At 72.8% G+C, this 18,248-nt stretch carries 19 protein-coding genes; 15 read left to right on the top strand and 4 right to left on the bottom strand.

What is annotated here, in order from left to right; genetic code table 11:
* Window positions 1-49: 49 nt before the first annotated feature.
* Window positions 50-418, top strand: a complete 369-nt coding sequence (locus ETU37_RS17490; protein WP_129988637.1) for a VOC family protein — start codon at window positions 50-52, stop codon at window positions 416-418.
* Window position 419: 1 nt separating this feature from the next.
* Here ETU37_RS17490 and trhA read toward each other — a convergent pair whose 3' ends face one another.
* A complete protein-coding gene (gene trhA, locus ETU37_RS17485) occupies window positions 420-1,112 on the bottom strand; it encodes a PAQR family membrane homeostasis protein TrhA (protein ID WP_240755802.1) in 693 nt (230 codons plus the stop codon).
* Between the two features lie 208 nt (window positions 1,113-1,320).
* On the opposite strand from trhA, the gene ETU37_RS17480 reads away from it, so the two are divergent.
* Window positions 1,321-2,340, top strand: a complete 1,020-nt coding sequence (locus ETU37_RS17480) for a GlxA family transcriptional regulator (protein WP_129988636.1) — start codon at window positions 1,321-1,323, stop codon at window positions 2,338-2,340.
* A 241-nt stretch (window positions 2,341-2,581) separates the two neighbouring features.
* On the opposite strand, the gene ETU37_RS17475 is transcribed toward ETU37_RS17480, so the two are convergent.
* Window positions 2,582-2,797 carry a hypothetical protein gene (locus ETU37_RS17475; protein ID WP_129988635.1) on the bottom strand — a complete coding sequence of 72 codons (216 nt, stop codon included), beginning with the start codon at window positions 2,795-2,797 and terminating at the stop codon, window positions 2,582-2,584.
* Window positions 2,798-2,904: 107 nt separating this feature from the next.
* On the opposite strand from ETU37_RS17475, the gene ETU37_RS23710 reads away from it, so the two are divergent.
* The 12 genes from ETU37_RS23710 (at window position 2,905) to ETU37_RS23875 (ending at window position 15,126) form a co-directional block, all read left to right on the top strand.
* Entirely contained in the window at window positions 2,905-3,144 is a 240-nt protein-coding gene (locus ETU37_RS23710; protein ID WP_240755801.1) for a hypothetical protein, read from the top strand.
* Between the two features lie 210 nt (window positions 3,145-3,354).
* Window positions 3,355-5,004 carry a PKD domain-containing protein gene (locus ETU37_RS17465; protein WP_129988634.1) on the top strand — a complete coding sequence of 550 codons (1,650 nt, stop codon included), beginning with the start codon at window positions 3,355-3,357 and terminating at the stop codon, window positions 5,002-5,004.
* Window positions 5,005-5,013: 9 nt separating this feature from the next.
* The gene (locus ETU37_RS17460; protein ID WP_129988633.1) at window positions 5,014-5,466 is read left to right on the top strand and encodes an SRPBCC family protein; all 453 of its coding nucleotides are present in this window, start codon (window positions 5,014-5,016) and stop codon (window positions 5,464-5,466) included.
* 6 nt (window positions 5,467-5,472) lie between these two features.
* Entirely contained in the window at window positions 5,473-5,856 is a 384-nt protein-coding gene (locus tag ETU37_RS17455; RefSeq protein ID WP_165372586.1) for a VOC family protein, read from the top strand.
* Window positions 5,857-5,984: 128 nt separating this feature from the next.
* Window positions 5,985-7,436: an FAD-binding oxidoreductase gene (locus tag ETU37_RS17450; RefSeq protein ID WP_129988632.1), complete on the top strand. Its 1,452-nt coding sequence runs from the start codon at window positions 5,985-5,987 to the stop codon at window positions 7,434-7,436.
* 216 nt (window positions 7,437-7,652) lie between these two features.
* A complete protein-coding gene (locus tag ETU37_RS17445) occupies window positions 7,653-7,988 on the top strand; it encodes a PadR family transcriptional regulator (RefSeq protein ID WP_129988631.1) in 336 nt (111 codons plus the stop codon).
* Window positions 7,985-8,356 (top strand): DUF1048 domain-containing protein, encoded by a 372-nt coding sequence (locus ETU37_RS17440; protein ID WP_129988630.1) that lies wholly within the window; start codon window positions 7,985-7,987, stop codon window positions 8,354-8,356. Before ETU37_RS17445 ends, ETU37_RS17440 begins: the two co-directional genes overlap by 4 nt.
* Window positions 8,353-9,162: an ABC transporter ATP-binding protein gene (locus ETU37_RS17435; protein ID WP_129988629.1), complete on the top strand. Its 810-nt coding sequence runs from the start codon at window positions 8,353-8,355 to the stop codon at window positions 9,160-9,162. The genes ETU37_RS17440 and ETU37_RS17435 overlap by 4 nt, the downstream gene beginning before the upstream one ends.
* Entirely contained in the window at window positions 9,159-9,920 is a 762-nt protein-coding gene (locus ETU37_RS17430; RefSeq protein ID WP_129988628.1) for an ABC transporter permease, read from the top strand. The genes ETU37_RS17435 and ETU37_RS17430 overlap by 4 nt, the downstream gene beginning before the upstream one ends.
* Before the next feature lie 131 nt (window positions 9,921-10,051).
* The gene (locus ETU37_RS17425; RefSeq protein ID WP_129988627.1) at window positions 10,052-11,161 is read left to right on the top strand and encodes a serine hydrolase domain-containing protein; all 1,110 of its coding nucleotides are present in this window, start codon (window positions 10,052-10,054) and stop codon (window positions 11,159-11,161) included.
* A gap of 79 nt (window positions 11,162-11,240) precedes the next feature.
* The gene (locus ETU37_RS17420; protein WP_129988626.1) at window positions 11,241-11,921 is read left to right on the top strand and encodes a TetR family transcriptional regulator; all 681 of its coding nucleotides are present in this window, start codon (window positions 11,241-11,243) and stop codon (window positions 11,919-11,921) included.
* Between the two features lies 1 nt (window position 11,922).
* Complete coding sequence (locus ETU37_RS23875; protein ID WP_206054009.1) at window positions 11,923-15,126, top strand: MMPL family transporter; 3,204 nt, start codon at window positions 11,923-11,925, stop codon at window positions 15,124-15,126.
* Between the two features lie 19 nt (window positions 15,127-15,145).
* On the opposite strand, the gene ETU37_RS23310 is transcribed toward ETU37_RS23875, so the two are convergent.
* Window positions 15,146-15,922 carry a hypothetical protein gene (locus ETU37_RS23310; RefSeq protein WP_165372585.1) on the bottom strand — a complete coding sequence of 259 codons (777 nt, stop codon included), beginning with the start codon at window positions 15,920-15,922 and terminating at the stop codon, window positions 15,146-15,148.
* Between the two features lie 127 nt (window positions 15,923-16,049).
* Between ETU37_RS23310 and ETU37_RS23305 the strand changes: the two genes are divergently transcribed.
* Window positions 16,050-16,190 carry a hypothetical protein gene (locus tag ETU37_RS23305; RefSeq protein ID WP_165372584.1) on the top strand — a complete coding sequence of 47 codons (141 nt, stop codon included), beginning with the start codon at window positions 16,050-16,052 and terminating at the stop codon, window positions 16,188-16,190.
* Here the strand turns inward: ETU37_RS23305 and ETU37_RS17405 are convergent.
* Window positions 16,187-18,166 (bottom strand): elongation factor G, encoded by a 1,980-nt coding sequence (locus tag ETU37_RS17405; RefSeq protein WP_206054008.1) that lies wholly within the window; start codon window positions 18,164-18,166, stop codon window positions 16,187-16,189. The two genes, ETU37_RS23305 and ETU37_RS17405, sit on opposite strands and share 4 nt — an antisense overlap.
* Window positions 18,167-18,248: the final 82 nt, after the last annotated feature.

The following is an 18,248-nucleotide window of genomic DNA, read 5'->3' as shown; positions in this document are numbered from 1 at the left end:
CTAGAGCGGCTCGGTGGGCGGAACGTCACACCGGGAGGACAATGGGCCCGTGCTCAAGGGTGGCAACGCGACCATCTATGTCGCGGACATGGACCGGGCCGTGACGTTCTACACCGAGACCCTGGGTCTGCGGCTGCTGTTCCGTGCGGGCGACCACTGGGCCAGCATCGACGCCGGAGACGGGCTCCAGCTGGGCCTGCACCCCGCCACCGCGCACGGTCCGACGCCGGGCACGGTCGGTGCGGTGACCGTGGGGTTCACCGTCGACGAGCCGATCGAACAGGTGATCGCGACGCTGGAGGAGCGCGGTGTGACGCTCGAGGGACCGGTCGTCGACGACGCCGCCCGGCTCAAGCTGGCCTTCTTCGCCGACCCCGACGGCAACCCGCTCTACATGACGGAGCTGGCCGGCCGGTGAGTCAGCGCAGCGCGTAGGTGGCGATCGAGATCCCCGTGTAGTGCGCGGCGAACGCAGCGACGGTGAGGGCGTGGAACACCTCGTGGAACCCGAACCAGGAGGGGTACGGGTTCGGTCGCCGTACGCCGTAGACCACGGCGCCGACCGTGTAGAGCAGCCCGCCCGCGGCGAGCAGCAGGACGACGCCCGGTGTGCCGTTGCGGACGAAGTCCCCGGCGAAGACGACCGCGGCCCAGCCCAGGGCCATGTAGACCGGCGTGTAGACCCAGCGCGGGGCGGTGCTCCACAGCACCCGGAAGGCGATCCCGGCCGCGGCCCCTCCCCACGCCACCCACAGCAGCGTGGCCTGGGCGGCGCCGTCGAGGAGCAGCAAGGTGAAGGGCGTGTAGCTGCCGGCGATCAGCAGGAAGATGCTGGAGTGGTCGAGCCGCGTCAGGATCGCGTTGGTGCGTGCGGACCAACCGCCCCGGTGCAACGTCGCCGAGGCCGTGAACAGGACGACGGCCGAGACCGCGAAGATCGCCGACCCGATCCGGATCGCCGGGGTGGGGGAGAGCGCGACCAGGACGATCCCGGCCAGGACCGACAGGGGGGCGGCCATCGCGTGGAGCGACCCCCGCAGCCGCGGGATCGCGTCCTCCAGCAGCCGCGGCTCCAGCATCCGCGACGGGTGCGAGGTCGTGATGTGAGCCAAGGCGTCGCCCTCCCTGTGTCCGGCCCCCCGGTGGTGATCGACGTGGGGGCGCCTGGATCGGGAGCGCCTGGTCGTCGTTGACCTCCTGGGAGTTACCAGCCGGAGGTGGGCACAAACAGGGCATCGGAGCCGAGAGCAGTCGTCGATGGCGCGATCTGTGGGGCGGTTGTCGTAGCCGACACGCAGTCCCCGGGCGCACGGTGGAGGCATGACGTCTCCCGCAGTCACCTTCGTGATCTTCGACGGCTTCGACGCCCTGGACCTGGCGGGCCCGTTCGAGGTCTTCGGTGAGGCCGGGTACGAGCTCGCGGTCGTGGCCCCGACGGCCGGTCCGATCCGCTCGGACACGGGTCTGACGATCCAGGCGGACAGCTCGGTGGCGAGCCTGGATCCGAGCCTGCGCGGCACGCTGCTGGTCGTCGGCGGGGAGGACGTGCCCGAGGCGAGGTACGACCGCAGCGTCGTCGACTGGGTGGCCACCGCCGCCGGCAGGACCGACCGGGTCGCCTCCGTCTGCACCGGCGCGTTCATCCTCGCCGAGGCCGGGCTGCTCGACGGTCGCCACGCGACCACGCACTGGAGGGAAGCGGAGCGGTTGGCACGGGAGTACCCGGCCGTCATCGTCGACCGCGACCCCATCTTCATCCAGGACGGGCGAATCTGGACCTCGGCCGGCGTGACAGCGGGCATGGACCTGGCACTGGCGCTCGTCGAGGCGGATCTCGGACCCCAGACCGCGCTCGACGTCGCCCGGGAGCTGGTGATGTTCCTGCGCCGGCCGGGGAGCCAGTCGCAGTTCAGCGTGCCCCTGTGGTCCACCCAGCCCGAGAGCGACGTGATGCGTCGCGTCGTCGAGTCCATCCACCTCGACCCCGGTGTCGGGCACGGGATCGACGACCTGGCGTCGCTCGCCGGGCTGAGCCCACGACACCTGCAGCGGCGCTTCACCCAGGAAACAGGTCTCACCCCGGCGGTGTACGTCGAGCGGGTGCGCGTCGAGGCGGCGCAGCGTGCCCTCGCGGAACGCGACGACCCGCTGGAGACCATCGCCCGGCGCTACGGCTTCGGCACCGCCGAGACGTTGCGCCGCACCTTCCACAGGCTGGTCGGCATCGCGCCCTCGGAGTACCGAGACCGATTCCGCACCACGACCTCCATCGCCCGGCACGCCGCGTCAGAAGCGTCACGACCCGCGCAGCCGGCCCATCTCGAACGGATCAGCTCATGAACTACGCGCTCCACAGCCATGCCCTGCACCTCAACCGTAGGCGCCCGCAACCGGCCTCAGGCGCGACGCGACGCCACCCGTGGGTCGGCGTACGGCAGGTCTGGTCGGGCCGTCGCCGTGATGGCGGCCGAGACCGCTGGGACTGGTCTGCCGACGGCGTCAGCCCGGCCGCCGGTGGCGCGTCCCGGGGCGTCGCCTTGCTGGCCAGGCGCTGAGCCCGGGCGGCGCGGCGCCTGCGCGTTCAGTGCGACGAGCGCCGGCGGCGGAGCACGGTCACGACCAGGACCGCGAGCCCGGCGAGCGCGACCGTCCGGAGCACCAGGACGACGGGCCCCGCCTCCGCCAGGCCGACGAACGCGGCCACGGCGGTCCCGACCCCCTCGATCGGCCTCGACCCGCTGGAGACCTCCTCGACGTAGACGCCGGGGCTCAGGTACCTGCCGGTGGTGTCGCTCATGGTCCACCCCTTTCCCTCGGGACCAGCACAGCGCGCACGACCGCGGCTGTCGAGACCTGCGCGAGGCCCGGGGTCGCCGGCCCTGCCCCGTTCCTGGACTCGGCCCCGTGAGCCGTGCCATCCGACGTGTCGCCGTGTTCTGCGGCTCCAGTCCCGGCGTCGACCCGGAGGTGGCGCGCCGCTCCTACGACGTCGGCCGCGGACTCGCCGAGCGAGGCATCGGCCTGGTGTACGGCGCGGGCGGCTTCCGGCCCGAGGTGCTGGACGACCTCGTCGTCGCCGACGACCTGGAGCGGCCCTCGCCGGACTCGCCGGCCGGCTCGACGCCGTCATCGGGGACAAGCTGAGCGGATGACCCCCGCCGAGGACGGCACGCCTGCTTTTTCGGCCGTCGCGACCTGGGCACCACGTGCGTCGTCAATAGCCCGTACACCGGACGGATCGGCCAGAAAGCGACGTACGCGACCTCAGCACAAGGGACGAGGCAGCCCAGCGACGCCGGACCTTCACTGGTGAGCGGCCCAACGAGGGCCCTGCCTGCACATCGGGAGCCGTCCATGTCGTCGTTCGTCCTGTCCCGCCAGCCCCTGCGCCGCCTGCTGACGCTCGGGGTGCTCGTCGCACTCGTGCTCGCTGCCGGCGCCGGACTCGCGTCCGACGCGCTGGCCGCGCTGCCGGTGACGTCGACTCCGGAGCTGAGCCTGGACCACCTCCTGGTCACGACCCCGTTCGTGGGCTCGGCGGTGTCGGTGAAAGACGACGAGGGTTCGGCGTACGTCGCCCGCGACAACTCGCTCTGGCTCGTCGACGACGACGGTCGCATGATCTACGAGGTCAACCCGGACACCGGTGCCCTCAAGCGCACGATCACGCGGAGCCAGCTCGCGGCGACCACGATCTTCTCCGGGACCGCGACGGCGGGCACGGACCGCAACCGCGACCTCGAGAGCCTGGCGTACGACCGGGCGACGGACACGCTCTACGCGTTCAGTGGCTCCTGCTGCACGTCCACCGTGCTGCCGACGGTGTTCCGGCTCACGCGTCGCAACGGGTCGCTGCAGCTGGACTCCTACCAGCCCTTGCCGACCGGGAGCGACTTCACCGCCGCGGACTGGAACCCCGCCGACCACAAGCTCTACGTCGGCATCAGCAAGACCATCCGCACCTACAACTACGCCACCAACGCCGTGGGTTCCACGTTCCAGGTGTCGGGGCTCACCGGCATCCAGGGGTTCGACTTCTCCGCGGACGGCTCGGACCTCTTCGTCGCCCGCAGCCCCGCGCAGCTCAGCCGCGTCGACTGGGCGACCAAGACGCTGGTGCCGGGCTGGACGTTCGACCTGACGAAGTTCGGCATGCTCGACGCGCGGGCGGCCGCGCTCATCAACGACCGGTTCTACGTCTCCGACGGCTACGACCACCGGGCAGCCGGCGACCCGAAGAGCCACGCCGTCTTCGTGTTCAACGTCTCCGGCGGCGCCTCGCCGGGGCCCGCACCGATCGCGTCGTTCACGGCCAACCCGACCTCCGGTCAGGCACCGCTGGCCGTCTCGTTCACCGACACCTCGACGGGGTCGCCGACGGCCTGGAGCTGGTCCTTCGGTGACGGGCAGTCCTCCACCGCGCAGAACCCGACCCACACCTTCACCGACCCCGGCACGTACAACGTCAGGCTCACCGCGTCGAACGCCGGAGGGTCCACCAGCGCGACCCGCCAGATCACCGTCGGCTCCGTCACGCCGCCGCCTTCGGGTCAGAACCTCGTGCCCAATCCCGGCTTCGAGACGAACCTGGCCGGCTGGGACACCAACAACGCCGCGGCGGTCGCGCTGGAGCGCGTCGCCGGCGGTCACTCCGGCTCCTGGGCCGCACGCCTCACGAACACCGGCACCACGACCGTCACCGAGACGCTGAACGACAACCCGAACGTCGTCGCCTCGACCGCGGCCGGCACCTACTCCGGGAGCGTCTGGGTGCGGGCCGACGCCCCGGGCGCCAAGCTGTACCTCCGGCTGCGTGAGTACAGCGGCAGCACCAAGCTCTCCGAGAAGGTCGTGGGCGTGACCCTCTCGACCTCGTGGCAGCAGGTGAGCGCCACGCTCGTGCCGACGGCGCCCGGCTCGTCCCTCGAGCTGGCCACCGCCGTCTACAGCGCCGCCCCTGGGACGTCGTACTACGCCGACGACGTGGCGCTGTCCCTCAACTAGCCGGGGACGATGACGCGCATCGCCGGCGAGGTCGTGATCGCCGCTCCGGTCGAGGCGGTCTTCGACCTCGTCGCGGACGAGCGGAACGAACCGCGCTACAACCCACGGATCGCCCGCGCCGAGAAGGTGAGCGCGGGGCCGGTCGAGGCCGGCGCGCGGTTCGTCGCGCAGCCCAAGGGGATGGGTGCCCGGGGCGAGATGACCCTGGAGATCGTGGAGTACGACCGACCGCACCGGCTGCACAACGTCGTGCGGTCGTCGTACCTGCGGGTCGACGGCACGCTGGACTTCGACGAGGTCGAGGGCGGGACGCGCCTGAGGTGGGACTGGGACATGTCCCTGGTCGGTCCGATGCGGGTGCTGTCGCCGGTGCTGGCACTGGTCGGCCCGCGTTGGGAACGGCGCAACTGGGTAGGGCTCAAGACGTACGTCGAGTCTCGACCCGATGGTCGAAGGGATTGACACGCCATGACCGACATGGACGACGACGTCGTCAGCGTCCGCTACATCGTGGACGACGTGCAGGCCGCCATCGACTTCTACACCGGCCACCTCGGCTTCACCCTGCACAGCGAGCACCTGCCCGCGTTCGCCGACGTCAGGCGTGGCTCGTTGCGGTTGCTGCTGTCCGGGCCGGCCAGCTCCGGCGCCCGCGCGACCCCTCCGGACGCCGCGACGGCCGGCCGGAACCGGATCCACCTCGTCGTCGACGACCTCGACGCCGAGATCGAGCACCACCGCGACGCGGGGCTGTCCTTCCGCAGCGACCTCGTCGAGGGGCCGGGCGGACGGCAGATCCTGCTCGCCGACCCGGCGGGCAACCTCGTCGAGCTGTTCACGCCCGCGGGCTGACAGATCCGCCCCGGGCGCCGGGCCGTCTGGGCGGCGCGAACCGCCCAGCCAGGCCATTCCTTGCCGCGACGCGCCTGCCTAGTGTCGTTAATTGGCCGGTCCACCCCTGCGCGGAGAAGGAGCCTGCGATGACCGTGACCATGGCGACCCTGACGAACACCGAGGTGGAGATCAGCGACGAGAGCCTCGACGAGCTGCGCGCCGCGGTCCGGGGTGACGTGCTGACCCCCGGGGACGCGGAGTACCTCCGGCTCCGACCGCCGTACAACGCGATGCACCCGGGGAAGCCGGCCCTGGTGGTCCGGCCCACCGGCACCGCCGACGTGGTCAGCGCGATCAACTTCGCCAGGGAGCACCAGCTGCTCGTCGCGGTCCGGGGCGGCGGGCACTCGATCGCCGGGCTGTCGAGCGTCGACGGTGGCCTGCTCCTCGACCTCGCCCGGATGAACGGGGTCGACGTCGACCCGGAGGCCCGCACCGTCCGCGTCCAGGGTGGTGCGCTCATCGGCGATCTGGACCACGAGACCCAGGCGTTCGGCCTGGTCGCTCCGTCCGGGATCGTCTCCGACACCGGCGTCGCCGGTCTCTCCCTCGGGGGCGGCGAGGGCTGGGTCCGCCGCAAGCACGGGATGGCGGTCGACAACCTGCTCGCGGCCCAGGTCGTGTGCGCCGACGGGCAGGTACGCACGGCCTCGGCGGACACGAACCCCGACCTGTTCTGGGCCCTCCGCGGCGGCGGCGGCAACTTCGGCGTGGTCACGTCGTTCACCTTCCGCTGCCACCCCGTGGGCCCGACGGTGGCCTTCGCCGGGGTGTTCCATCCCGTCGAGGACGCCGAGAACGTCTATCGACGGTTCCGCGACTGGGCCGCGACGGCGCCCGACGAGGTGTCGGCACTCATCGGGTGCACGACGCTGCCGCCGAGCGAGCACACGCCACCGGAGATCCACGACACGCCGTTCGTCGTCACCGGCGCCGTCTACTCCGGTGATCCGGACGAAGGCATGCGGGTCCTGCAGCCGCTGCGCGACATCGGCACCCCGCTCGTGGACATCTCGGGTCCGCTGCCGTTCAGCGGGGTCCAGAGCGCCTTCGACGAGTTCTTCCGGCGCGGGACGCTGCGCAGCTACTGGAAGGCGACGTACGTCGAGGAGCTGACGGACGAGATCATCGACATCCTCGTGACGAAGGCCCGCAGCCGGCCGAGCAAGCGGACGTTCGTGGTCACCTTCCTCATGGGCGGCGCGATCAACCGCGTCGGAGTGGAGGAGACCGCCTACAGCGAGCGGTCCGCCAACTGGATGGTGTCGATGGACGGCAACTGGGACGACCCGCGCGACGACGACAAGGTGATCGCCTGGGTGCGCGGCGCGTGGGCCGAGGTGCACGAGCGCGGCACGGGCTCGCTGTACCTGAACTTCACGGGCGTCGCCGACGAGGCGGTCACGGTGGGCGTCGAGAGCGCCTTCGACAAGGCCAACCTGCAGCGGCTCGAGGAGATCAAGGCGCACTACGACCCGGACAACTTCTTCCGCCGGAACAACAACATCCTGCCCGCGTCGTACGGGTCCCGGGACTGACGCACACCCTCTCGGTAGGCGCCGGCAGGCGCCCTGACCGCCGCGCCGTCGTGGGCAGGCCCGAGGCCGCAGGAGCAGCGGAACGCTGACCTGCGGCCTCCTCGTGCGCCATCCCGGCGAACTTGCTTCCGGCGCTTGCGCTCGCGCCACTATTCAGTGTTACTATCTACTGGTAGTCACTGACACTGAGTAGTTGATCGAGAGGAGCGGGCGTCGATGGGCAAGCAGGTCACGGAGATGCTGAAGGGGACGCTGGAGGGGATCGTTCTCGCGATCCTGGCCGGCCGCGCCGCCTACGGCTACGAGATCACCGCCTGGCTTCGCGACAAGGGCTTCACCGACATCGCCGAGGGCACCGTCTACGCGCTGCTCGTCCGGGTCGAGCAGCGCGGTCTCGTCGACGTGGAGAAGGTGCCGTCGGAGAAGGGACCGCCGCGCAAGGTCTACTCGCTCAACACCCAGGGTCGTGACCACCTCGACGAGTTCTGGAGGACCTGGAGCTTCCTCGCAGAACGCCTGGAGCAGCTCCGGACGGAAGGGAAGCAGTCATGAGCATGGGTTGGCTGGAGAAGGTCACGGGCTCGCTCGACCAGAAGAAGCGCTACCGGCGCTACAAGGCCCGGGTGAAGCAGCTGCCGGAGCCGTACCGTGCGGCCGACGAGGCTGTCGAGCGCTTTGCGATGCACGCCTCGGGCATCGCCGACGGGGAGCTCGCGATCCGGATGCTCGAGGACCTCGTGGAGCTCTTCGAGCAGAGCGCGGCCAACGAGACCCCGATCCGCGACGTCGTCGGCGACGACCCGGTCGAGTTCGCCGAGACGTTCCTCGCGAACTACTCCGCGGGTTCGTGGATCAACAAGGAGAAGCAGCGGCTCACCGACGCCATCGAGCGCGCCGAGGACGAGGCGGACCGGTCATGACCGCGACGGTCGCCGCCCCCGCCATCCGGGTGCAGGGGCTCGTGAAGTCGTACGGCGACCTCCGGGTGCTGCGGGGCGTCGACTTCGACGTGGCGCGCGGCAGCGTCTTCGCGCTGCTCGGCTCCAACGGCGCCGGCAAGACCACCGTCGTGCGGATCCTCTCGACCCTTCTGAGGTCCGACGCCGGGACGGCCACGGTCGACGGCTTCGACGTCGCCGCCCGGCCCGGCGAGGTGCGCGAGTCGATCAGCCTCACCGGGCAGTTCGCCGCCGTGGACGAGATCCTCACCGGGCGCGAGAACCTCGTGCTCGTCGCCCGGCTGCGGCACCTCCCCGACCCGGGCGTCGTGGCCGACGACCTGCTCGAGCGGTTCCGCCTCACGGACGCGGCCGAGCGCCGCGTGGCGACGTACTCCGGAGGCATGCGCCGCCGCCTGGACATCGCCATGAGCCTGATCGGCGACCCACCGGTGATCTTCCTCGACGAGCCCACCACCGGCCTCGACCCGCAGGCCCGCCTCGACGTCTGGGCCGGCATCCGAGCCCTCGCCGAGCGGGGCACGACCGTCCTGCTCACCACCCAGTACCTCGACGAGGCCGAACAGCTCGCCGACCGGATCGCGATCCTCCACGGCGGACGGATCATCGCCGACGGGACGCTCGCGGAGCTCAAGCGGCTCCTCCCGCCCGCCACCGTCGAGTACGTCGAGAAGCAGCCGAGCCTCGAGGACGTCTTCCTCGCCATCGTCGGGACCGACCCCGACTCGGAGCCGGCCGACGTCATCACCCTGGAGGAGCAACGATGAGCACGCACTTCGTCGGCGACACCACCGTCCTGCTCGGCCGGTCCCTGCGCCACATCACCCGCAGCCTGGACACGGTCCTCACCGTGGCGATCATGCCGATCGCGCTGATGCTGCTGTTCGTCTACGTGTTCGGCGGGGCGATCGACGCCGGCTCGGAGCGGTACGTCGACTACCTGCTGCCCGGGATCCTGCTCATCACCATCGCGATGGGCATCTCGTACGCCGCGTTCCGGCTGTTCACCGACCTGAGCAGCGGCATCTTCGAGCGGTTCCAGTCGATGCCCATCGCCCGGTCGAGCGTGCTGTGGGCGCACGTGCTCACGTCCGTCGTCTCCAACCTGATCTCGCTCGCGGTCGTCGTGGCCGTCGCCCTTCTGATGGGGTTCCGCTCGGGCGCCGGAGTGCTGGCGTGGCTCGCGGTGATCGGGATCCTGGCCCTGTTCACCCTCGCGCTCACCTGGATCGCCGTCATCGCCGGCCTGACCGCGAAGACCGTGGACGGCGCGGGCGCGTTCTCCTACCCGATCGTGTTCCTGCCGTTCGTCAGCTCGGCCTTCGTGCCCACCGAGGGCATGCCCGGACCGGTGCGCGCCTTCGCGGAGAACCAGCCCGTGACCTCGATCGTCGACACGATCCGCGCGCTCCTCGCCGGCCAGCCGGTCAGCGCCGACATCTGGACCGCGCTCGCCTGGTGCGTCGGCATCCTCGTCCTCGCCTACGCCCTCGCAAGGGGCGTCTACCGCCGCCGCGCGGCGTAGCGGGCGGCCCGGGTCGCCGGGGCTCGCCTACGCACGGCTACGCATTTGGGGCTATTGCCCGACGGCGGGGCGGGGACCACGCTCGGAGCGCGGGGGGAGCGGCGCTCACGGGAGCCGGAGGGGAGCGTGCCATGCCGGACTGGCGACGAAGGACCAGGCTCCCCGCACTGCTCGTGGCTTCCGCGCTCGTGCTGCTCGGCTGCTCGGGCAGCGACCCGTCGGCCGGGTCGACCGGGCCCGACGTCGCCGCGATGCGCGCGGACCTCAGGAAGCTCGCGCGGGACACGTCGAACTTCGACGAGGTGCGGGCGATCGTCGTCGCCACGTCCGACGACATCCTGCTCGAGAAGTACTACGGCGCGGACCGGGCCACGACCTGGGACCTGCAGTCGGTGACGAAGAGCGTCGTGTCGACGCTGGTCGGGATCGCGGTCGACGAGGGCCTCATCGACAGCGTCGACGAACCGTTGGAGCGACTGCTGCCCGGGGATGCGGTCGCGATGCCGCCGGCGGTCGCGCGCACCACCCTCCGCCAGCTCCTGACCATGCAGGGCGGCTTCCCCGCCGGGCTGGGCCCGCTCGGGCCGGAGTTCATGGACAGCCAGGACTGGGTGCGGACGATCCTGCGCGCGCCGAAGGGCCCACCCGGCGAGAGGTTCGTCTACTCGAACGGCACCGCGCACCTGCTCGCCGCGATCGTGGAGCAGGCGAGCGGCATGTCCGTGCTGGACTTCGCCCGGTCGCGGCTGTTCGACCCGCTGGAGATCGACACGCGCCCGGCCATGCAGGCCGAGGCCACGCGGGCCAACACCGGGGCCTACGAGCGCGCGGCGTTCGCCTGGCCGCGGGACCCGCAGGGGGTCCACACGGGCTGGTGGGGGCTCAAGCTGCGCCCGCGCGACCTGGTCGAGATCGGCCGGCTGGTGCTGGCCGACGGGATCTGGCACGGCGTCCAGCTGGTGTCCGGCTCGTGGCTGGACGACGCCACCTCCCCGCAGGTCGCGGTCGGCGGGCTCCGCACCGGGTACGGCTACCAGTGGTGGACCGACGAGGTCGGTGGTGACGCCGTCGCCGAGGCGATCGGGTACGGCGGTCAGCTGCTCGTGGTGGTGCCCGACCGCGACCTGGTGGTGGTCACCACCAGCGAGGTCAGCCTCGACGACCTGAGCCGGCAGGGCATCCAGGTCGAGGTGCTGCTCGCCATCGTGGAGGAGGCCGTCCTCGCGCACGTGCCGGGCTGAGCCGGCGTGACGCGGCTCGCACCGACCGAGACGCCCGAAACTTTGCACACCGAGCAAACTTGCACGTAGTGTAAGTTTCATGCCGAGCGCGAGGACGAGCACGAGCGCCACCCCGGGGCGGCGCGAGCAGAACAAGGCGGCGACGCGCGCCGCGATCGCGGGCGCCGCGCGCCGGCTGCTGCAGGACGAGGGCGCGGACGCGCTGACCGCCGAGAAGGTGGCCGACGCCGCCGGCGTCTCGCGCCGCACCCTGTTCAACTACTTCCCCTCGGTCGAGGCCGTGCTCAACGCGCCCCTCACCGCGTTCCTCGACCGGGCCGCGGCCGGGCTCGAGGAGCTCCCCGCCGACCTGCCGCCGACCATCGCCGCGGTCGACGCGCTGGCGGCGCTGGCGGGGGAGAGCGAGGGCCTGGCCACCGTCGCCGACGTGTTCGTGCTCGCGCAGGGCAACCCCCAGCTCGCCCGCCTGCAGCTCGAGGCGTGGGACCAGTGCGCCGCCCAGATCCACGAGGCGATGAGCGCCCGGGTCCCCGCGGAGGCCGGGTTCGAGCTCGCCGTCTACGTCCACGCCGTCGTCGGCGCCGGCCGCGCGGCGTTCCAGTCCTGGGCCGAGCGCCACCCGGACGACCACCGCTCCGCCGCCGCCCTCGCCGACCTCCAGCGCCTCCTCATGGTCGCGCTCGAGCAGCTCCGCGACGGCTTCCCCGCGCTCCGCAACCTGACGACCCCGCACCCGGGCACCCCCGACCGAGAGAGCTGACGTGGCCTCCTTCCTCTACCGGCTCGGCCGGCTCGCCTACCGCCGCCGCTGGGCCTTCGTGGCCGGCTGGCTCGCCGTCCTCGTCGCGATCGGCGGCAGTGCCGCGGCCTTCATGGGCACGCTGTCCAACACCTTCACCATCCCCGGCACCGAGACCCAGCGGACCCTCGACCGGCTCCAGGAGGAGCTGCCCTCCGCCGCCGGCGGCACCGGCTCGGTCGTCTACACGACCAAGGACGGGACGGAGTTCACGGTCACGCAGCGCCGGGCCGTGAAGGACGCGCTCGCCGAGCTCGCCTCCACGGAGGGCGTGCGCAGCGTCAACGACCCGTTCGCGCTGCAGCGGCGGCTCGACCAGGCCCCGAAGCGCCTCGCGGACGCCCGCGACGACCTCTCCGCCGGCACGCAGCAGGTGCGGGACGGGAAGGCCCGGCTCGCCGACGGGCGGAAGCGGCTGGCCGCCGGACGCGAAGACGTCGCCACCGGCCGCGACCGGCTCGACGACGCGGAGGCCCGGCTCGCCGACGGCCGCGCACGGCTCGCGGCCGGCGAGGCACGGCTCCGCGACGGTGCCGCCCGGCTCGCGGACGGGCAGCGCACCCTCGACGCCAAGAAGAAGCAGCTGGCCCAGGGCCGCCGGCAGTACGACGCCGGCAAGGCGAAGCTGCTCAGCGGTCTCGGTGTCTCGACGTTGGCCCAGGCCGACCGGGCCCTCGACCGCTCCGACGTCCGGCTCGACCAGGCCACGGCGGCGTACCAGGAGCTCAACCGGCAGCAGGCGCAGCTCGACGCCGACCAGAGCATGGACCCGGTCTCGCGCGCCTACGCGCAGAAGCAGATCGACGACGGCTACGCCCGGCTCGCCGCCTCGCTGGGCGTGCAGGGCAAGGAGCAGATCGCCCCGGCGATCACCGCCGCCCGCGCCCAGGTCCGGGAGGGCCGCGCCGGGCTCGCCGAGCTCCGTCGCGCCGACGCCCGGCTCGACAGCGGTGCCGCGCGCATCGCGCAGGCCCAGCGGACCCTCGACACCAAGCGCCGGGAGCTCGAGGCCGGCCGCACCGAGCTGGCCGACGCGCGCGCCCGGCTCGAGGCCGGCACCGCCCGCGTCGAGTCCGGCCGGGCCCGACTCGACCGGGGCGAGGCGACGCTGCAGGAGAGGTCCGCCCAGCTGCCCCGCGCGGAGCGGCGCCTGGCGCGCGCCGAGGACCGGATCGCCGAGGGCGAGGAGAAGCTGGCGTTCGGCGAGCGGCAGGCCGCCGCGTCCGACGGGCTCCGCTTCGTCTCCGCCGACGGCACGACCGCCGCCGCCAGCGTCACCTTCGTCGGCCAGACCGACGCGCTGACCGCCGAGCAGCGCGAGCACATCCAGGACGTGGCCGGCGCCCCCGCCGACGAGGGCGTGGAGGTCTCCTACTCCAAGGAGATCGTCCAGGACATCAGCTCGATCTTCGGGCCCGCCGAGGTCATCGGCCTCGCCGTCGCCGCGATCGTCCTGCTCGTCATGCTGGGCACCCTCATCGCCTCCGGCCTGCCGCTCCTCATGGCGATCCTCGGTGTCGGCGCCGGCGTCGGCGGCACCCTCGCCCTCTCGAGCGCGATCGACATGGCCTCGATCACCCCGGCCCTGGCGCTGATGCTCGGCCTCGCGGTCGGCATCGACTACTCGCTGTTCATCGTGCACCGGCACCGCCGGCAGATCCTGCGCGGCATGGACCTCGAGGAGTCGGTCGGCCGCGCGATCGGCACCAGCGGCAACGCCGTGGTGTTCGCCGGGCTGACCGTGGTGATCGCGCTCGCCGCGCTCGCCGTTCCCGGCCTGCCGTTCCTGACCGTGCTCGGCGCGTCCGCCGCGTTCACCGTCGCCGTCGCCGTGCTGATGGCCCTCACCCTCACCCCGGCCATGCTCGGCTTCATCGGCCGCCGCCTGGTCAGCAGGCGGGCGTGGCGCAAGGCCGCCGCCGGGACGACGGTCGCCACCGCCGCCACCGCCGCCACCGCCGCCACCGCCGCCACCGCCGACGCCGCCGACGCCGCCGACGCCACCGCCGACCGCGGCTGGAGCCGGGTCGCGACGCGGCACCCCTGGCTCACCACCCTCGCCACCGTCGCGCTGCTCGGCGTGGTCGCGGTCCCGGCCGGCTCTCTCCGCACCGCACTGCCCGACGGCTCGGCGGAGCCGCCCGGCTCCAGCGCCAAGACCGCCTACGACACGATCAGCGACCGCTTCGGCGGTGGCTACAACGGCCCGGTCCTCGTCGTCGCCGACCTCCCGGCCGGGCTCGACAGGCAGGGCGCGCGCGAGGCCAACCTCGACGTCGCCGACGCGATCCGCGGCACCGACGGCGTCCGGGCCGCGGTGCCGGTCCGGGTCGACGACGACAACGCCATCGGCATCTTGCAGGTGATCCCGGAGGACGGCCCGGCCAGCGCCGCGACCGAGCAGCTGGTCCAGGACCTGCGGGCCGACAAGCAGCGCATCGCGGACGAGACCGGGTCGACGATCTCGCTCACCGGCCAGGTGGCCGCGCAGATCGACGTGTCGGAGAAGCTGTCCGAGGCGCTCCCGCCGTACCTCGCGATCGTCGTCGGGCTCTCGCTCGTCCTGCTCCTGCTGGTCTTCCGCTCGGTCGTGGTGCCGGTCGTCGCGACGCTCGGGTTCCTGCTGTCGCTGGCGGCCTCGTTCGGCGCGACCGTCGCGGTCTACCAGTGGGGCTGGCTGAGCCAGGTCTTCGACGTGGCGACACCCGGACCGATCATGAGCTTCCTGCCGATCCTGCTCACCGGCATCCTGTTCGGCCTCGCGATGGACTACCAGGTGTTCCTGGTGTCGGCGATGCGCGAGTCGTACGCCCACGGCGAGGACGCGCGCTCAGCGGTGCGGTCCGGCTTCCGGCACGCCGCCCCGGTCGTCACGGCCGCGGCGCTGATCATGACGGCCGTGTTCGCGGGCTTCGTCTTCTCGCACCTGACGATGATCCGCGCGATCGGGTTCTCGCTCGCGATCGGCGTGCTGGTCGACGCGTTCGTCGTACGGATGACGCTGACGCCGGCGGTCATGCACCTGCTCGGCAGGCATGCGTGGTACCTGCCGCGCTGGCTCGACCGGATCCTGCCCGACGTCGACGTGGAGGGCGCCGGGCTGGCGAAGCTCCTGCCGCCCGCCGGGCAGCCAAGGGAGCAGCGCGAGCCGGTGACGGTCGGCTGACCGCCCCCGGGGAGCCGCGCTAGATCGACTCGGGCTCCTCGGTGAGGAACGGTCGCGGGTCGTCGGCCCGGGTGCCGGCCGCGTCGAGCCAGGCGCGGGTGCCGGCCGGGTCGCGACGGAGCAGCTCGTCGAGGCAGTGCTGACGGGCGTCGAGCACCTCGGCGAGCCGCCGGGAGTCGAGCTTCTGCCGCAGCAGCACCGACGTCCGGCGCCACAGCCGGCAGAGGTCGTCGAGGTCGAGGCCCGCCAGCGGCGCCTCCTCCTCGGGCGCGTCCGTGATCGGCTCCTGCTCGGTGTCGAGCAGTGCGATCTCGAACTCCGTCATGTCGACCTGGCCGTGGGTCTGCTCGACCACCACGACCGGGACGTCCCGTGCGTCGGCGCGACGTTCACGCTCCGGCTCGGGGTCGAGGTCGCCGGTCTTCCGGTTGCGGAACGACCGCACGACCATCGGGACCAGGGGCGAGGTGAGGACCAGCAGCCCGAGCACCAGCGCGCTCCACGCCCCGACCAGGCGGCCCAGGCCGATGGCGACCACCGTCGTACCGGCGACCCAGGCACCGACGCGCAGCCCGCGCCACAGTCCCGACATGTCCTCGCGACCGAACGCGAAGGTGAAGCCGCCGGCGACCAGGCCGAGCATCCCCGCGACCACGCAGGCGACCACGGGGCCCGGCCGGACGAAGGCGGCGCTCGTGCCGACGGCGGCGACCAGGGCGGCGAGCGCCAGCCAGACGGTGCGCAGCGCGACCTGCCACGGGCGCGCGGGACGGTGTGCGGGAGCGGGGGACGTCACACGACCAGGCTGCGGCAGCGCTCGGCCGCACGTCCGGGAAATGTCGACACATGACCCACCCCGGCTATACCGGATGACCCCGGCGGGTCGGCCGTCCGCCGACCGGTCGGGGGCCGACCATGGACGCATGATCGAGTGCGACGGCTGCGGACACGTGTACGACGGCACCTCCTACCGCTGGCTGTGCCCGCGCTGCCACCTCAAGTCCTCGTGCTGCGAGGGCGCCCCGCTCCCGGTCTGCGAGACGCCCCGCACCGCCACCTCCTAGCGCGGCACGTCGCGGAACCACGCTTCCCGGTCACCCGGGTCCGGACCGCGACGGCGCCGTGACGGCGGCTGCGCGCCGGTGACCGGCGCGTAGTGGTCGAGCCGGGTGACCAGCACCGCCTCCCCACCGGTCAGGTCCGGCAGCCGCGCGGCGAGGGCGGGCACCCGGGCCGTGGGCAGGTCGCCGGCCAGCCGGGTGTAGCCCGGAGTCGACGCCGCCTCGAGCACGACCGCCCCCAGGCGGCCGAGCAGCGCCGCGACCTGGCCGTGCGCCTGCTCGGGCAGGTCGAGGTCGAACCGGTCCACGGGCTGGCACACCTGGGTGCGGGCCTGGGCCAGCGCCGCCGCGATCACGACGGGCGCGAGATGCCGGAAGTCGCCCGCGACCGTCGAGATCGACTTGTCGAACTTCTGGTGCGGCTTGCTCTGCCGGGGGAAGTACGCCGACGAGGTCATCGTGACCACGCAGTCCGTGACCTCCCAGGCGAGGAGGCCCTGGCGCAGGCCGGCGCGGACCCCCTCCTCGGTCGCCGCGACGAACGCCGGCGGGAGGTTGCCGCGCTCGACACCCGGCGAGAACTCCACGCCGTGCCCGACCGGGGCCGCCTCGACGCGCAGGCCGATGCCGGCGAGGTACGGGTTGCCGCGCTGCCCGATCAGGTCGGTGGAGCAGCCGGTGCCGACCACCCGTTCGATGCAGACCGTCGACGTCTGCGCGAACCGCGCCCGGACGCCGTACCGCTCCTCGAGCAGCGCGCCGACCACCTCCTTCTGCACCTCGCCGTGCAGGCTCAGCGCGGCCTCGCCGTCGACGTCGTCGATGCGCAGGTCGATGAGGGGGTCCTCCTCGGCCAGCTCGGTCAGCCCCGCGAACAGCGCGCCGCGCTGCGTCGGGTCCTCCGGCTCGACGAGCGCCTGCAGGGTCGCCGGCGGGAACCGGTGGGTACGCCGCCGGGGCGGCCGGCCGAGGACGTCGCCGATCCGCGCCTCGGGTCCGCGGAGCGCGACGATCTGGCCGGCCCCGGCCGAGCGCCGGACCGCGACCCCGCCGGGTGCGCTGACGCCGACCTCGGTCACGGGCACGGGGCGGGCGGCGCCGGCGATCCGCAGCCGGTCGCGCACGTGCACCTCGCCCGACCACAGCCGCACCCACGCGCGGCGGCCGCGCTCGTCGCGGTCGACGGCGAACACCGTGCCGGACACGGCGCCGCCGCGCTCCCGGGCGCGGGGCAGCACGTCGTGGACGAGGTCGCGCAGCAGCGGGACGCCCACGCCGGTGAGCGCCGACCCGCACAGCAGCGGCGTGAGCGTGCGTTCCCGGGTGCCGCGGCGCAACGTGGACCGCACCCGGTCGGTCGGAGGCCGGCCGGTGTCGACCCAGCCCGCGAGGACCCGGTCGTCGACGTCCGCCACCGCCTCGACGACCGCGTCGTCGTCGAGCGGGACCGGCGCGACGGTCGCGTCCCGGGTGCCTTCCGCGACCGGCCGGGCGAGCGGGACGACGTGCGGCGTGAGCCGGCGGCGCACCTGGTCGACCACGGCGGCGACGTCGGACCCCGAGCGGTCGACCTTGTTCACGAACAGCGCGGTCGGCACGCCGATCCGCTGCAGCGCGCGCCAGATCACCACCGTCTGCGGCTGCACGCCCTCGACGGACGACAGCACGAGCACGGCGGCGTCGAGCACGGTCAGCGACCGCTCGACCTCGGCGATGAAGTCGGGGTGGCCGGGCGTGTCGACGAGGTTCACGGCCAGGTCGCCGATGTCGAAGGAGGTGACGGCGGCGCGGATGGTGATGCCGCGTCGCCGCTCGAGGTCCATCGAGTCGGTGCGGGTGGTGCCGGCGTCGACGCTGCCGGGCGCGTCGATCACGCCCGCGTCGTACAGCAGGCGCTCGGTCAGACTGGTCTTGCCGGCATCAACGTGCGCGACGATGCCCAGGTTCAGGGAGGGTGTCGAGGAAGGGGTCGTTGCCAAGGAGCAGCTCCACGGTGGGACGGATGAGGGTCCGGGGCGTGGTAGCTGCTCGCATCGGTGGGCCTTCCTGGTGAGACGACGA

It is taken from the genome of Nocardioides iriomotensis (genome assembly GCF_004168035.1).
GTDB lineage: Bacteria > Actinomycetota > Actinomycetes > Propionibacteriales > Nocardioidaceae > Nocardioides_B > Nocardioides_B iriomotensis.
Note: the sequence above shows the minus strand (reverse complement) of the source record. Positions and strands in the feature narration are given on the sequence as shown.

Coding starts and splice junctions, on each gene's coding strand:
- ETU37_RS17480 (WP_129988636.1), top strand. CDS start 1,321: ATGACGTCTCCCGCAGTCACCTTCGTGATCTTCGACGGCTTCGACGCC.
- ETU37_RS17475 (WP_129988635.1), bottom strand. CDS start 2,797: ATGAGCGACACCACCGGCAGGTACCTGAGCCCCGGCGTCTACGTCGAG.
- ETU37_RS17465 (WP_129988634.1), top strand. CDS start 3,355: ATGTCGTCGTTCGTCCTGTCCCGCCAGCCCCTGCGCCGCCTGCTGACG.
- ETU37_RS17460 (WP_129988633.1), top strand. CDS start 5,014: ATGACGCGCATCGCCGGCGAGGTCGTGATCGCCGCTCCGGTCGAGGCG.
- ETU37_RS17455 (WP_165372586.1), top strand. CDS start 5,473: ATGACCGACATGGACGACGACGTCGTCAGCGTCCGCTACATCGTGGAC.
- ETU37_RS17450 (WP_129988632.1), top strand. CDS start 5,985: ATGACCGTGACCATGGCGACCCTGACGAACACCGAGGTGGAGATCAGC.
- ETU37_RS17445 (WP_129988631.1), top strand. CDS start 7,653: ATGGGCAAGCAGGTCACGGAGATGCTGAAGGGGACGCTGGAGGGGATC.
- ETU37_RS17440 (WP_129988630.1), top strand. CDS start 7,985: ATGAGCATGGGTTGGCTGGAGAAGGTCACGGGCTCGCTCGACCAGAAG.
- ETU37_RS17435 (WP_129988629.1), top strand. CDS start 8,353: ATGACCGCGACGGTCGCCGCCCCCGCCATCCGGGTGCAGGGGCTCGTG.
- ETU37_RS17430 (WP_129988628.1), top strand. CDS start 9,159: ATGAGCACGCACTTCGTCGGCGACACCACCGTCCTGCTCGGCCGGTCC.
- ETU37_RS17425 (WP_129988627.1), top strand. CDS start 10,052: ATGCCGGACTGGCGACGAAGGACCAGGCTCCCCGCACTGCTCGTGGCT.
- ETU37_RS17420 (WP_129988626.1), top strand. CDS start 11,241: ATGCCGAGCGCGAGGACGAGCACGAGCGCCACCCCGGGGCGGCGCGAG.
- ETU37_RS23305 (WP_165372584.1), top strand. CDS start 16,050: ATGATCGAGTGCGACGGCTGCGGACACGTGTACGACGGCACCTCCTAC.